Here is a 14,717-nt window from a genome sequence, read left to right as displayed (position 1 = left end):
AACAGGTATAGGTTCCCGATTATTCCATGTTCTGCTGTTGCTGTGTGGCAAGACGCGGATCAGGTTGTGGATAACTGGCAAATTCCACAGTTTTTGCCCACATCCGAAATACGCCTGGTGCAGCCAGAGGATGTGCCTTTCATACTGTGCGCCATGACCAACACTCAAAAAAATATGCAACAAGTAAGTCCAGGTTTCCTGATGTCCAACATTCCCGGCGCTCTGGGATACCATCCCGACGATTGCCTGGTGGTGTTCCTCCTCGAGCTCCACTGCGCCGACGAATGCCGAGGCGAGTATCACCTCGGCCCGATGTTCCGGGTGGACATGCCAGACCTGCAAGCTATTTCAGAATTCGCTGAATATATTGCCGCTTGGGACCCTGATCTGGTGATGGCAGCAGTCATTGGTGATGAGAGGACCAAAGCCACTGCTCTGGAATTCGAACGGCAATGCTGCGAGTTGGAAGTTCCGCTGGTGGCGATGTGGCATGTCCCGGAGCTGTACTCAGGTGCTCGTTACGTGCGAATTGGTGGGGAATCCGCCGATAGCCTTGGGCCGTACACCAGTGGCAAGGCGTTTTGGGACGAGGGCACCATCGGGGAGATTGTTGCCGCACCAGCCATGGCAGCTTTCCGACGCCGTGGTGAGCTCCCCGACGCCAGCAGGGATGACGCGTTGGAGTTCTTCGCCCGCGATGACAAGCTGGTGAGTGTGGAGGAAGCCGCTCAGCTGGGAGCCGCCGCGACACAACACGCCGATTCTTTGCTGCGGGCGATCTCCAATAGTGGGCCGGCGGAAGCAGAGACCCTGGTGGACAACCTCTATGACGATCTCTTTGAACTGGTTGACCAGATCCTAGTCGAGGACATTTCGGTGCGGGATCTCGTGGCCGAGCTGGAACACGTCGAACAAATAGCGCCATTTTTCGCGCGGTCCGCCTTGCGCGATCCGTTGCTTGAGTTCGCAGTGTCAGATAACGCCGAAGGGTTCTTCCGGCTGTGCGTGGCTGTTGCACGCGCAACCATTGGGGTCACCAGGGTGAATGCGTTGTGTTGTGCAGCTTTGGCGGCGTCCTTCTCGGAACGGGGCCACCGGGTGCCACAGGCGCTACAGTGTGCGTTCGAGGAAGATCCAGCCCACCGGCTTTCCCATCTGATGATGCAAGCTTTGCAGTGCGGCGGGCTGCAGCTGGTCCACCAGGCTTGCCGGGAGGGATCCGAGCTTGCCTTGGCGGCGCTGAAAAACCCGTGACAAGCTCTTAACGGCGCGCGCTATGCGCCGCATCACCAAGCTGAGAGGTGAATGCCCACGCATCAGACACGATCGTCTTTAGGTCTGTGCGCTGCGGCTGCCAGCCCAACTCCTCCTGTGCCTTGCGGGAGGACGCGATCAGCGTCGCGGGGTCGCCGGCACGGCGTGGGGCAACTTCAGCGGGGATCGGATGACCGGTGACTTCACGGCAGACGTCGATGACTTGGCGAACGCTGTAGCCATCCCCGGAGCCAAGATTGAAGATGCGGTGCTGGCCAGCAACATTTGCTTCCATAGCCAACAGGTGCGCGTCGGCGAGGTCGCGGATATGAATGTAGTCGCGTACCGGAGTGCCGTCCGGGGTGGGCCAGTCATCGCCGAAGATCATGATCTTGTCGCGGTGCCCAAGAGCAACCTGGAGTACGAGGGGAATGAGGTGTGTTTCCACTTCGCGGTTTTCGCCGACCAAGCCGTAGGCGCCAGCGACGTTGAAGTAGCGCAAGCTCGTCGCAGCGAGACCGTAGGCGTTGGCGTAGGAAGTAATCGCGTAGTCGATGGCGAGCTTAGTGGCTCCATAGGGGTTGGTGGGGGAGGTGGGCATGTCTTCGGTGATGGGGACTACCTCAGGCTCGCCATAGGTGGCTGCGGTTGAGGAGAACACCAGGTTGTTCACGCCGTGCGCGCGCATGGCGTCGAGAAGCGCCAATGAGGTGACGAAGTTGTCGTGCCAGTACTCGTCGGGCTTTTCCACGGATTCTCCGACGAGCGAACGAGCCGCGAAATGCAGCACTGCGTCAAAGCTGTCAGCCGCGAGTACGGAGTCGATCATGTCTTTGACGTCGCCTTCCACAAACTGCGCTCCGGACGCGATGGCCTCGCGGTTACCAGTGGTGAGGTTGTCCAGGATAGTAACGTCATGCCCCTGTTCCACAAGAACATGGGCGCAGACACTGCCGACATAACCGGCACCGCCGGTCACCAAAACCTTCATCGGTATTTTCCTTCTCAACTGTGGGTTACTTGTGGACTTCCACGCGGATCGCGTGGCTGATGTCCTCTGGAAGGGTGAGCTCGTGATCGCCGTGAATGATGTGGGCGCCGTCGGCACGGTTAGTTACCACGACCTCCGCGCCTAGCCGGATCCCGGCCTCGCGCAGGCGAACAATCTGTTCTTCCTCGACCTGGATGATTTCGTTGATCTGGGTCACGCGCGCTGTGACGGTGAGGTCACGTGGAAGGTCAATGAGACGTTGGCCCAGCGGAGCATCCGGATCAGAAACGCCCAGTTCCGCGAGGCCGGGAATGGGGTTGCCGAACGGGGACGTGGTGGATTCGCCAAGCACCTCCACCAGGCGACGCTCGACCTCATCACTCATCACGTGCTCCCACCGGCAGGCCTCGGCATGGACCTTTTCAATGTCTAAGCCAATGATGTCAGTGAGGAGGCGTTCCGCGAGACGGTGCTTGCGCATCACGGCGATGGCGAGGGATCGTCCTTTGGGAGTCATCTGCAAGCTGCGGTCGCTAGCGACGACGACGAGGCCGTCGCGTTCCATGCGGGCGACGGTCTGGCTTACGGTAGGACCGGACTGTTCGAGTCGTTCTGCGATACGGGCACGCAGCGGAACGATACCCTCCTCTTCCAGTTCGTAGATGGTACGCAAGTACATCTCGGTGGTATCAACCAAGTCCTTCACGAACGATGACCTTTCTTTGAGGGCCCAGAAAGTGGCCAGTATCACACGGCGATCCAGGAAATGTGCCGGTCGTCAGTAGGCTTATCCTAGCGCATGATTTTCGATTGTGAGTCACTAAACACTGATGCCCCTTGTGCGTGCGCGGAACTGGCACCACAAGGGGCTGGAAGAGTTGGGCTACAGAGAGTAGTCGCGAAGCTTGTCGGCACGCTCACCATCACGGAGCTTTGCCATCACTTCACGCTCTATCTGCCGGACACGCTCACGGGAGAGCCCGAACTTGCGGCCAATCTGATCCAACGTGCGTGGCACGCCATCATCGAGGCCATAACGCAGACAGATAACATCCTGTTCCCGCTGCTCAAGGGTGTCCAACACGGAGCGGATATCAGAATGACGCAATGAGGCAACGACGGCAGTCTCTGCGTCAGTGGCTTCAGAGTCCTCAATGAAGTCGCCCAACGGGGCTTCCTCGTCTGCGCCGACTGGCATATCCAGGCTCACTGGATCACGAGACTGGCGTAGTAGCATTTCGATTTTTGCTTCGTCGATACCGGACTCGGCTGCCAACTCTTCATTAGTCGCCTCACGTCCCAGGTTCTGATACAACTCACGCTTAATGCGGGAGAGCTTGTTCACCTGTTCTACGAGATGCACTGGGAGACGAATGGTGCGGGACTGGTCGGCCATACCGCGGGTGATGGCCTGACGAATCCACCAGGTGGCGTAGGTGGAGAACTTAAAGCCCTTGGAGTAGTCGAACTTTTCCATCGCGCGGATGAGTCCAAGATTGCCTTCCTGGATGAGGTCGAGCAGTGGCATGCCCCGACCGGTGTAGCGCTTGGCTAGGGACACCACCAGGCGTAGGTTGGCCTCAAGCAGGTGAGCGCGAGCCTTTTTACCTTCCTTGGCGAGGACCTTCAGGTCACGCTTCTTGGCGCGGGTGAGGGAATCAGCCTCGTGCTTAAGCAGATACTCCGCATACAGGCCCACTTCAATATCTTGAGCGAGGGCGACTTCTTCCTCCGCGTTGAGCAGTGGGGTTTTGCCGATACCGTTCAGGTACACGCGAACCAAGTCCGCGGACGGATTATCATTCGTATGACCACGACGGCTACCGCGGTCAACTTCCGTGTCATCCATAAAGTCTGCGGACGCTTGAGTCATAAGTGCCTCCTGCTCGTCGTAGGTTCTATCCTTCCTAACGGCCGAGGCTGCGGGATAGTTCCCGAATCGCTAAAAAAGTTTTTTATGTTTCGACCAAAACGGTGAACGGGCCGTCGTTAACACTTGCTACCTGCATCATTGCCCCAAACTTGCCTTCCTGAACAGTGATGCCCCGCGCCCGCAAACCCGCGGCAATCTTCTGGATCACCGGCTCCGCAATATCGCCCGGCGCGGCGTCCGACCACGACGGCCGGCGCCCCTTCGCGGTCCGGCCGTGCAGTGTGAATTGGCTGACGAGCAGCACAGGGGCTCCCGCATCCTCGACGGAGGTTTCGCCGGCAAGGATCCGTAGCTCCGCGATTTTGCGTACCATCGTCTCCCAGGCATCCGGGGCGTCGTCCCGCCCGACGCCTACCAGCGCCAACAACCCGCCGGTCTCGGGGCAGTCGATGGCACCGACGACATCGCCGTCCACGGTGACGCTGGCGGATGTCACGCGGGTGAGCACTGCTTTCATCGTTACTCCGTTTCTATGAGTGCGGCGGGGATGAGGAACCCGTGGCGAATCAAATCTATGCACGCTCCCAGTGCGGCCGGGGTGAGAGTCCCCTCATCCAGGTCATTAGCCATACAGTACAGGCCAATCACGTCGCCCAGGCTGAGGCCTGCGGGGTGCAATCCGGAGATGATGGTGAGCAAGTGCTGGTCAATTTCGTGGCTCCACCGCGGCCCGTCCATGCGGACCAGCCGAAGAACGGTGTCTGTGAGCCCCATACCGCTGTCTGTGTTGGCAACGGCAACGGATTCGGTAGCCACCGACGGTCGCAGCAGATAGAAAGAATCAAGGATGTCCTGCGGGGATACGGTTCGTAGCCACTCGGAGCGAAGGAAATGCTCGGTGACTTCGTCGCGGAGAGGGTCGGTGAACGCCTGGGGCATTTCTTCGGCCACGATATCGGAGGGGGTGGCGTCGTCAAGGCGTTGCACGGCGACGTAGCCGAAGCCAATGCCGGTCACGCCGTGCCGGTCGAAGTGGTCGAGCCACACGCGGGTGCGCTGCGCTGCTTCTTCGGAGCGGGGGTCGATCGACTCATCTCGTAGCCAGGTGCCCACATACATCTCGGGGTCAACCACGTCGCGTTGGATGACCCAAGCGCACACCCCGTTATCGGGTAACCAGCTGGCTACCCGCTGCTGCCAACGCTCGGAATCGGTATGAACCCACGCCGCCAGCACGTGAGCAGTGCCTCCGGGTTCCAAATGATCGACGAGCTGCGAAATCACCAGCTCGCTCGCCCCATCGAGGTTGAGGCCGGAATCGCGGTACACGTGCCCGACCTCGGGAAGGCCCACCACGAATGGTGGGTTGGCGACGATGCGGTCGAAGCGTCGTCCCGCAACCGGCTCAAACCACGACCCTTGCAACAGCTCAACATGTGAGTGGCCCGCGAGGGTGGCCCGGGCGTAGTCGAGGGCGCGGCCATGAACGTCGGTGCCGGTGAGCTGCTTCACGACGCCCAGCTGCCCCAATACCTGAACCCCGGACCCGGTCCCTAAATCCAACAAGGTCTGAACCGGAGTGAGTGGGACCGTACCCAGCAACGACAACGACGCTGCCCCCACCCCGAGAACATGATCTGGGCCCGGCACATGCTGAATGAGGGAGGCATCCACGTCGGAGAACACCCAGTGGTCGGTGTCATTAATGACGTGCGGCATGATGTCCGCTGCCACGCGTCCGTTATCTGTGAGCTGCGCTAGAACGTCCTCACCCACTAGCTGAGCCGTGGCCGCGGTGACAGGATCTTTCAGGATAAATGCAGCGATCAACACCCCGAGTGGGTCTGAACCGAGTTTGCGGCGCACTGCTTCCGGTTCGCCGCGCCGCCACGCGTCGGTAGCTGCCGGGCCCAGGTAATCCGAGATGCCGCTCACCGTGAAATTGTGCGTGCGAAACAGCTCGCGCAGGTTAGGGGCAATGCTGGCGAGGTTAGAAGGGGAAAAGGTCACTAGGGTTCCTGATTAGTCGTGGTCGATGATGGTAGGGGGTTCGGGATCGGAGTTGGTGTTCGTCCCAGCTTCAAGCTGGTGCCGTTGCGGCTTTTGCTCTGACAAGGCCTGTAGCTGCTGGTGGTGGTGCCGAGCCATCTGCGGCTTGTATACCTGTTTGGTCCGCTTATCTTTCGGCTCGCCAGCCCCATTTGCGATGATCACGGCAATTCCCGGCAGCGGGATGGAAATGATGAACAGTATTGTTGCCAGAATCCAACTGTGTAGCCACATATAAGCAGCTCCAGCCGCTAGGAGAAACGGAATACGGGAAAATTGAATCCAGTTGTAGACGCGCTTACGGTGCTCCCAATTTTCCAGCGGAGAGCGCTGTGCGTCAGTGATGAGTGTGGCTTTAGGGCGTCGAAAAGCAAAGCGGCGCCGTTTTTGCTTTGAATCCCTGCTCATACCGTCAACCATAATCCCGTTGCTACATCTGCATGCACGATGGGGCATGATAGGTAACGTGAGTACGTTAACGAAGACCATCGAAAAGACCGACGTCCGGGAAGATACCGGAACTAGCGACGATACCCCGAAGTTCTTCCACTACGTCAAAAAGGACCAGATCCTCGATTCTGCTGTGAACGGCCGCGTGGTTGTAGCGTTGTGCGGTGAGACCTTCCCAGTGACTAAGCAAGCCAAGCCAGGTAGCCCTGTTTGCCCAGACTGCGAACGCATTTACCGAGGTCTGCGCAAGAAGTGAGTAGAAAGCTTCGCGCTTGGCAGCAAGCAGCGCTGGATAAATACCTTGACCAAAAGCCCCAGGACTTCCTCGCAGTAGCAACGCCGGGAGCCGGTAAGACGACCTTTGCGCTCACGGTGGCTTCCGAACTGCTCGGCAACCGAACCGTGGATCGGGTCATCGTGGTGGTTCCTACTGAGCACTTGAAGGTGCAGTGGGCGGAGTCCGCGGCGCGCTTTGGCATTTCTTTGGACCCGAACTTTAGCAACAGTTCGGGTGTGGTGAACCCGCAATACCAGGGCATTTGTGTCACATATGCGCAGGTGGCAATGCACCCCTACAAGCATCACGCCATTTCCACTGCGCGACGGACGCTGGTGATCCTCGATGAGATCCACCATGGTGGTGACGCCCGCAGCTGGGGCGATGGCATTCGAATCGCATACGAAGATGCCGAGCGGCGCCTGGCGCTCACGGGTACACCATTTCGTTCCGACGACTCCGCAATCCCCTTCGTGCGCTACGTGGAGGACGGGGAGGGGCACCTGGTGTCCCAATCTGACCACACCTACGGATACTCCGACGCACTCAAAGACGGCGTGGTGCGCCCCGTGGTGTTCCTGGCCTATTCGGGTGAAGCCCGCTGGCGAGACAGTGCGGGCGATGAGTACGCAGCACGGCTGGGGGAGCCACTGAATGCGGAACAGACAGCGCGTGCCTGGAAAACGGCCCTCGATCCGCGAGGGGAATGGATCCCGGCGGTGCTGCAAGCAGCTCACATCCGGCTGCGCCAGCTGCGGCAATCCATCCCCGATGCCGGTGGCCTCGTCATCGCGACCGATAAAACCACGGCCCGTGCCTATGCGCGTATCTTGGAGCAGCTGTCAGAAACCCCGGTATCAGTGATTCTTTCTGACGAAGTCGGCGCCTCCGAACGCATCGAGAGCTTCTCCGCAGGGACCGACGAGTGGATGGTCGCGGTTCGCATGGTGTCGGAAGGCGTGGATGTGCCTCGCCTAGCGGTGGGCGTGTACGCGACGTCGGCGTCGACCCCGCTGTTTTTCGCGCAAGCCATTGGGCGTTTCGTGCGTAAGCGCGCGGCAGGGGAGACGGCGTCGGTGTTCCTGCCGTCGGTCCCGGTCCTGCTGGAGTTAGCCTCCAAGCTGGAGACCTCCCGTGACCATGTGCTGGGGAAGCCAGACCGGCCGAAGGAAGGTTGGGATGATGAGCTACTCGCAGACGCCAACAAGCAGAAAAACGAGAAGGACGATGTGCCGTCCTACGAATCTCTGGGCGCTGAGGCGGAACTAGACTCGCTCATCTACGACGGCTCCACCTACGGCACGGGAGCATTCACTGGGTCGGCGGAGGAAGCTGACTACCTAGGGTTGCCGGGGCTTCTCGACGCCGATCAGATGCGCGCCTTATTGCGCCAACGGCAAGCTGAGCAGATTGAAGCCCGGGCCGCCGAGGAAAAGCGACACCAGGCAGCTGAGGCGAACAAACCGAAGGTTGTGCAGCGTTCGGAACTCGCTGCTGATGAAATACCACAGTTGCGTAAGGAATTGAACGCGTTGGTCTCAATCACCTCGGGACGTACCGGTCGCCCGCATGGAGCGATCCACACCGAGGCCCGCAATGCCTGCGGTGGCCCGCCGACGGCGCTATGTACTGCGGAGCAGCTGCGCGACCGTATCGCCTACTTGCGTAAATGGTAGCTTAGGAACCGTTCAACGTTTACGTATTGGTTTGTGAGGATTATCGTCGAATATGACTGCACCTGCTCCACGCACAGGACGAATGCTAGCTCCCGACTTTGCCAGAGGTTTAACCTTGCTCGGTATCGCAGGAGCAAACATCACCACGACATGGGCTAATGTTTCGGACGCGCCACTTGGCAAGCTCATGGGTGGCGTCGTCGATGACAGTGTGTGGGACAAGATAGCCATCATGGTCGGCGCAGTGCTGTTCCACGTCCGTGGCCTCCCGATGTTCGCTACCATGCTGGGCTTTGGTGTGGGTTTGATTTCCTTAAGCCTGTACCGACGCGGATACCCACTATCCGATGCACGGAAGAAGCTGATGAAACGCTACGGCTACTTGGCGCTTTTTGGTCTGGTGCACTGCGTCTTCATGTTCCACGGCGACATCATGCTCACCTACGGAGTGCTGGCAATAATCCTTGCGTTGTGTCTCACTCTAAAAGATAAAACTCTGCTCATCATCGCCGCAGTGCTGTTCGCACTGAATGCCCTCGCGATGACGGGGCTAGGAATCCTTGCCGTGGTTTTCGGGAACTCTGAAATCATGGGGCAAGCCATGTCTGGAAACTCTGGTATCGGCGCAAGTTTTGGATCATTCGATACCGGATCGTACCTCGGGCAGCTAATTGTGGGCGGTATCACGGCGGTTGCCCTGCCGTTTTCCCTTCCAATGCTGATCCCTATGATCGGCCCGCTGATGATTGTCGGCTTTGTTGCTGCCCGCCGTGGCGTGCTGTGGGACGTCGATAAGCACCGGCGGATGTTGGTGTGGTGGGCGGTTATTTCTGTGATCGTGATGCTCGGGATGGGCGTGCCTCTTGGCCTGTCTGGTATAGGTGTGCTTCCTACTAGCTGGGAACCTGGACTCTTCCTTATCAATTCGGGCGTCGGAGTACTTACCGGCCCTGGCATTGTGGCAATGATTGCTCTTGCCGTGCAGCGACTGCAGCGTGCCGTCTCCAATGGAGGACAGGTCCCTGAGCCGCTCGTAGCAATCCAAGCGCTGGGCAAAAGGTCGATGTCCGGCTATGTGTTCCAGTCGGTGGCCTTCATGATCTTCGTTATGCCTTACGGGCTCGGTTTAGGCCAGGGCCTGGGCGCGGCAGAGACTACCGGCATCGCTGTGGTGGTGTGGCTGGTCAGCGTTGTAGGGGCATACGGTCTCGAACGAGCAGGGAAGCGGGGCCCACTCGAGGCACTGCACCGTCGCCTGTCTTATGGGCCAAGCGGGTCCCTTGGTATCTATCAGCAACCCGCGGGGGCTCAGTCGTAGCCCCTTGCGGGATCGCCTCGGTGTATGAGGGGCGAGGTCTGGGTGTTGAAGGAAATACGATATTGGCTTAAGGCCGCTTGGTAGAGAATGGTTAGTAGAGAATTCGAGAGAAAGTGGCGCCACAATGGGGTTGAGGTTGTTTTCCACTCGAACTCTCTACCAACCACTCTCTACCAACCGTGATGACGCTGACCTGGAGGAGGAAAAGTCTGTCGCCGCTGGCCGGGCATTGTGGCGTCTGTACATAGTGAAGTTCCGGGCCACCGGAGATAGGTAACCGCAACTGCTAGCACAGGTGCGGTTATACGATCCGAAGCAATATAAGCCACCATGGTTCTACCACGGAAACTAGACAACACGTTTTGCCTGCTTTACCTCGAGGTCTGGGTCTTTGCTAGGGGCATTAGTTATCGTGTGAAACCCGGGAAGCATAACCCGGATCTCGGCACAAAATCGGGCTGCAGAGGGGCTATTTAGCTGATTTTCTTCCGAAACCCGGGTTATGCTTCCCGGGTTCGTTAATTGTCAGACTACTTGTGAAACGCCTTTTAAGGAGGATTCATGAGTACGAAAGTTCATTACTCGGCTAGCCGGTTTACCCCCGAGCAGCGGCGTGAGATTGCGTTGAAGTATGCCGGTTTGCCGTGGGGTCAGAAAGGCCCGTTTGCTCAGCGTCTCGGTATTTCAGGAGATACGCTCCGGTCGTGGGTAGCTGCGTGTGCTGATGGTGATCTCGACAACGGGTTGATTCCACGCAAGACTGGAAAGATGACTACTGATGATGTCGCTGAGATCACACGGCTGAAAAAGCTTCTAGATGACCAACATGCCCAACACGCTGAAGCGTTAGCTCAACAGGAGCAGAAACACGCAGAACTTGTCGCAGCATACGAGGCGAAATTAGCTGATAAAGACGCAGAGATCATCAAATTGGACAAGGCGGCTGATGCGTTGGGAAAAGCTATCACCGTCTTGCACGACCTTGGCGGGGCACGCGGCGAGGCGGGAAACAACTAACCGACGACCAGCAGGAAGAGTTCGATTCTTTCGTTGACAATGAGCTACGCCTGTATCAGGAACTAGTAGATGCTGGTTTTAGTCACCGGGAGGTCTCCCGGTTGACGGGGTTGGCGTCTTCGAGTCGGTATCAACGCCTTCACCCTGGATACCGAACGGTGGATAACCCCACCCCTTATGATCAACGCCGTGGTGACGTGGCCTTGATACCTGAAGAAAAAGCGACGATTGTCACCCAACTGTCTGATGGTTGCAGTAAAACAGTACTCCAGGCGTATCACGAAGCGTTAGATACAGGTCAGGTGGTGGCATCGTTGTCATCGTATTACCGGATCGCTAGAGACCCGTTTGCTTGTCCTGGCCGTCTGGCAGGGGCACCGCAACAACCGTCACGACGTGTCCGTCGTGGCCAGAGCACATCCCGCCCACCGCAGCTGCATGCTACCCGCCCCTTCCAAGTCATCGTGTGGGATATTACGATTCTGCCGTTGCTTTACCGTGGGCAGTCAGTGGCGTTGCATATGGCACTGGATTTGTACTCCAGAGCCATTGTTGGGTTTATCCTGGCTGAATCCCCGTGCGCTACCACAGCCAAAGCACTGTTTAACGATGTGATCACCCTCGCCCATGAGCACGGGCACACAGTAGAATCCGTCCATTCTGATAACGGGCGGACCATGAAATCACACGTGTTGAAAGAGTTGTTTGCCTCCCACGGGATTACTCAATCCTTTACCCGTCCACGGGTCAGCGATGACAATGCTCACATGGAATCATCGTTTTCCACGATGAAAAACGATCTGACCTACCCAGACGTCTTCGACGATATCGACCAAGCAGCCGCATGGGTGACTGACTGGGTGAAGTTCTATAACACTGCCCGTGTCCATTCCGGGTTGGCGTATTTCACCCCGCATGACGTGTTGACCGGTACATGGGCACCAGTCTGGCAGAAACCGGAAAGCCACCAAAGAAAAACTTTTCAACAACAACCCCGCCCGCTACAGGCACAAGCCACCGATCACACCCACCCCACCAACAGAAGTGAGGTTCAACATCACCAATACCCCCGAAAGTCACACAACCCAAACAATATTCGACACAGTGATGACCTAACAGCCACTACTACCTACCCCCCATTTACCCTCAATGATTCACAACTAGTTGACAACGATCGTTTCACGGGTTTCAGCTGCCGCTAGACCCATTCCCAATACAAAACCCGGCCGGTCACAAACGACCGGCCGGGTTTTTGTATTGGAATCTAGTCGAGGTAGTCGCGCAGCACCTGGGATCGTGAAGGGTGGCGCAGCTTGGACATAGTCTTGGATTCGATCTGGCGGATGCGTTCACGGGTCACGCCATAGACCTGGCCAATCTCGTCGAGGGTGCGTGGCATGCCGTCGGTGAGGCCAAAGCGGAGCTTCACCACGCCAGCTTCGCGTTCGGACAGGGTTTGCAGCACGTCTTGCAGTTGATCCTGCAGCAGGGTGAAGGAGACTGCGTCGACGGCGACGACTGCTTCGGAGTCTTCGATGAAGTCGCCCAGCTGGGAGTCTCCTTCATCGCCGATGGTCTGGTCGAGGGAGATTGGTTCGCGAGCGTACTGCTGGATCTCCAGGACCTTTTCCTCGGTAATGTCCATTTCCTTCGCCAACTCAAGCGGGGTTGGCTCGCGGCCGAGGTCCTGGAGCAGTTCACGCTGGATACGGCCGAGCTTGTTGATGACCTCCACCATGTGTACTGGGATACGGATGGTGCGTGCTTGGTCGGCCATCGCGCGGGTGATGGCCTGGCGGATCCACCAGGTGGCGTACGTGGAGAACTTGTAGCCCTTGGTGTAGTCGAACTTCTCTACGGCGCGGATGAGGCCAAGGTTGCCTTCCTGGATCAGGTCAAGGAACGCCATGCCACGGCCGGTGTAGCGCTTAGCCAGGGAGACCACGAGACGCAGGTTGGCCTCGAGGAGGTGGTTCTTAGCCTTGCGGCCATCGCGGGCGATAGCGCGCAGATCACGTTTCACGGCAGGGGTGAGCTTGGCATCCTTGTCACCGCCAGCGAAGGCTTCTTCTAGCTGCTCAAGCTTGTAGGTGGCGTAAAGGCCGGCTTCGATGCGCTTTGCCAGGGACACCTCCTGTTCCGCGTTAAGCAGGGCGACCTTGCCGATCTGCTTCAGGTAGGCGCGCACCGAGTCTGCGGAGGCGGTCAGCTCGGCGTCTTTGCGGGCCTGGCGCAGCGCAGCAGATTCGTCCTCGTCCCAGACGGAGGAGCCGTCGTCTTCGTCTTCTTCCTCTTCGGTGTCGTCTTCGTCGTCTTCTTCGCCGAGTTCGGTGAAGTCGCCGTCGAAGTCCTCGTCCATGTCGCCGTCGAGGTCGTCGCCGTCCATGTCACGGTCGAGGTCGTCGTCTTCGAGTTGATCATCCTCGAGGAGTTCGTCTTCGTCCTTGGTCTCTGGAGCTGGCTTTGCTGCTGCTTTCTCGGCTGTCTTTCTAGCTGTTTTCTTCGCAGCCTTTTTGGCAGTCTTCTTAGCGGCTTTCTTAGTGGCCTTTTTGGCTGTCTTCTTGGCAGCCTTCTTAGCAGCAGCAGCCACTGGGGTGTCGGTTGCTTCGGTATCTTGCGCAGGAGCAGTCGCCACAGGAGCAGCCGCGACTGGCTCAGTTGCTGTTTTAGCCACGCGCGGGCTTGCCTTGCGGGCCGCCTTCTTAGCGACCTTCTTCACTGCGGTCTTCTTCACAGTCTTCTTCTCAGCGGCACCTTCAGGTTGCGCCGAATCAGGAGAGTCAGTGGCTACCACGTACGCCCTTTCACCTTGATGATTCATCTTTCGCCAAACGCTATTGCCACGGCGTTAGCGCTAGTGCAGAAATCAAGCGCATCGTGGACATCGTGTCTTATCAGTTAGGTTGTCGCCGTCTTGTGGGCGATGTGGGGATGTCCGTGCCGATGCATACCTGAAGTCAACGGTCAACACGCCAGTATAGAGCAACTTGTGCTCGCCGTGTGTCAGCGCCCCACGTTTTTAAGGGGCAAGCCGCTTTTCGACGGCCATTGCCGCCCCCACGATTCCCGCTTGATTACGCAATTGTGCTGGGATAACAGGAGTGTCGACGGAAAGCAGTGGCACCCACTTTTCGTGTTTACGAGATACGCCGCCGCCCACGATGAATGCGTCGGGTTGGAAGAGTCGCTCGTATTCGCGCAAGACTTTGTCCAGGCGCTTGGCCCACTGTGCCCAGGAGAGATCCTTTCGCTCCTTGACCGCTGAGGAGGCCCGCTTTTCGGCCTCTTTACCCTCAATGATCAGGTGCCCGAGCTCGGTGTTGGGGAACAGTTCACCGTTCAACAGGAAGGCAGATCCGATGCCGGTACCCAGGGTTAACAAAATAGCGGAGCCGGTGGACGCTTCTGGCGTGCCGAAGGTTGCTTCTGCGATTCCGGCGGCATCGGCGTCGTTAAGCACGTAAACTTCGCGGGCGGCCAGGTGCTTGCCGAAAAGCTCCTGAACGTCGGTGTTGACCCAGGTTGGGTCAATGTTGGCGGCGGTGAGGGCGTGCTGCTTTTTGATCACCGACGGCAGTGCGATGCCGACGGGGCCGTCCCACTCTGCCTGGCGGACGATTTCGGCAACGGTTTCACCGACAGCGTCTGGGGTCGCAGGCTGCGGGGTAGCAATTTTGATGCGGTCTCCGATTAGTTCGCCGGTGGCTAGATTGACCAGCCCACCTTTGATTCCGGAACCTCCAACATCGATACCTAATCCTTGCTGAGTCATGCCGTCCATTCTAGGAAAATTTGCGGGTGCTCGGCGCGCG

At 58.3% G+C, this 14,717-nt stretch carries 15 protein-coding genes; 7 read left to right on the top strand and 8 right to left on the bottom strand.

Features of this window, described 5'->3' with window-relative positions; all coding sequences use genetic code 11:
- Positions 1 to 153: 153 nt before the first annotated feature.
- The gene (locus HW450_RS01535) at positions 154 to 1,254 is read left to right on the top strand and encodes a DUF4192 domain-containing protein (protein ID WP_182386282.1); all 1,101 of its coding nucleotides are present in this window, start codon (positions 154 to 156) and stop codon (positions 1,252 to 1,254) included.
- Positions 1,255 to 1,261: 7 nt separating this feature from the next.
- Here HW450_RS01535 and galE read toward each other — a convergent pair whose 3' ends face one another.
- The 6 genes from galE to HW450_RS01505 form a co-directional block, all read right to left on the bottom strand.
- Positions 1,262 to 2,245, bottom strand: a complete 984-nt coding sequence (gene galE / locus HW450_RS01530; RefSeq protein ID WP_182386281.1) for a UDP-glucose 4-epimerase GalE — start codon at positions 2,243 to 2,245, stop codon at positions 1,262 to 1,264.
- A 25-nt stretch (positions 2,246 to 2,270) separates the two neighbouring features.
- The gene (locus HW450_RS01525; protein ID WP_182386280.1) at positions 2,271 to 2,951 is read right to left on the bottom strand and encodes a metal-dependent transcriptional regulator; all 681 of its coding nucleotides are present in this window, start codon (positions 2,949 to 2,951) and stop codon (positions 2,271 to 2,273) included.
- Positions 2,952 to 3,128: 177 nt separating this feature from the next.
- Positions 3,129 to 4,118 carry a sigma-70 family RNA polymerase sigma factor gene (locus HW450_RS01520; protein ID WP_269149332.1) on the bottom strand — a complete coding sequence of 330 codons (990 nt, stop codon included), beginning with the start codon at positions 4,116 to 4,118 and terminating at the stop codon, positions 3,129 to 3,131.
- 82 nt (positions 4,119 to 4,200) lie between these two features.
- Positions 4,201 to 4,635 carry a D-aminoacyl-tRNA deacylase gene (dtd, locus tag HW450_RS01515; protein ID WP_182386279.1) on the bottom strand — a complete coding sequence of 145 codons (435 nt, stop codon included), beginning with the start codon at positions 4,633 to 4,635 and terminating at the stop codon, positions 4,201 to 4,203.
- Between the two features lie 2 nt (positions 4,636 to 4,637).
- The gene (locus tag HW450_RS01510; RefSeq protein WP_182386278.1) at positions 4,638 to 6,128 is read right to left on the bottom strand and encodes a DUF7782 domain-containing protein; all 1,491 of its coding nucleotides are present in this window, start codon (positions 6,126 to 6,128) and stop codon (positions 4,638 to 4,640) included.
- A gap of 12 nt (positions 6,129 to 6,140) precedes the next feature.
- The gene (locus tag HW450_RS01505; RefSeq protein WP_232843296.1) at positions 6,141 to 6,575 is read right to left on the bottom strand and encodes a DUF3099 domain-containing protein; all 435 of its coding nucleotides are present in this window, start codon (positions 6,573 to 6,575) and stop codon (positions 6,141 to 6,143) included.
- Between the two features lie 58 nt (positions 6,576 to 6,633).
- Here HW450_RS01505 and HW450_RS01500 point away from each other — a divergent pair, with 58 nt between their 5' ends.
- The 6 genes from HW450_RS01500 (at position 6,634) to HW450_RS01475 (ending at position 12,107) form a co-directional block, all read left to right on the top strand.
- On the top strand, positions 6,634 to 6,873 hold the full coding sequence (locus tag HW450_RS01500; RefSeq protein WP_232843295.1) for a DUF3039 domain-containing protein: 240 nt from the start codon (positions 6,634 to 6,636) through the stop codon (positions 6,871 to 6,873).
- A complete protein-coding gene (locus HW450_RS01495; protein ID WP_182386275.1) occupies positions 6,870 to 8,570 on the top strand; it encodes a DEAD/DEAH box helicase in 1,701 nt (566 codons plus the stop codon). The genes HW450_RS01500 and HW450_RS01495 overlap by 4 nt, the downstream gene beginning before the upstream one ends.
- Before the next feature lie 52 nt (positions 8,571 to 8,622).
- A complete protein-coding gene (locus tag HW450_RS01490; RefSeq protein ID WP_182386274.1) occupies positions 8,623 to 9,888 on the top strand; it encodes a DUF418 domain-containing protein in 1,266 nt (421 codons plus the stop codon).
- A 136-nt stretch (positions 9,889 to 10,024) separates the two neighbouring features.
- Positions 10,025 to 10,165, top strand: a complete 141-nt coding sequence (locus tag HW450_RS01485; protein ID WP_182386273.1) for a hypothetical protein — start codon at positions 10,025 to 10,027, stop codon at positions 10,163 to 10,165.
- Positions 10,166 to 10,449: 284 nt separating this feature from the next.
- Positions 10,450 to 10,905: a hypothetical protein gene (locus tag HW450_RS01480; RefSeq protein WP_182386179.1), complete on the top strand. Its 456-nt coding sequence runs from the start codon at positions 10,450 to 10,452 to the stop codon at positions 10,903 to 10,905.
- A gap of 158 nt (positions 10,906 to 11,063) precedes the next feature.
- Entirely contained in the window at positions 11,064 to 12,107 is a 1,044-nt protein-coding gene (locus HW450_RS01475) for a DDE-type integrase/transposase/recombinase (protein WP_182386272.1), read from the top strand.
- Positions 12,108 to 12,169: 62 nt separating this feature from the next.
- Here the strand turns inward: HW450_RS01475 and HW450_RS01470 are convergent, their stop codons facing one another.
- Positions 12,170 to 13,726 (bottom strand): RNA polymerase sigma factor, encoded by a 1,557-nt coding sequence (locus HW450_RS01470; RefSeq protein WP_182386271.1) that lies wholly within the window; start codon positions 13,724 to 13,726, stop codon positions 12,170 to 12,172.
- 198 nt (positions 13,727 to 13,924) lie between these two features.
- Positions 13,925 to 14,677, bottom strand: a complete 753-nt coding sequence (ppgK, locus tag HW450_RS01465; protein WP_182386270.1) for a polyphosphate--glucose phosphotransferase — start codon at positions 14,675 to 14,677, stop codon at positions 13,925 to 13,927.
- Positions 14,678 to 14,717: the final 40 nt, after the last annotated feature.

Origin of the sequence: Corynebacterium hindlerae (assembly GCF_014117265.1) — a bacterium.
GTDB lineage: Bacteria > Actinomycetota > Actinomycetes > Mycobacteriales > Mycobacteriaceae > Corynebacterium > Corynebacterium hindlerae.
This window is presented reverse-complemented; position numbering and strand designations above follow the sequence as displayed.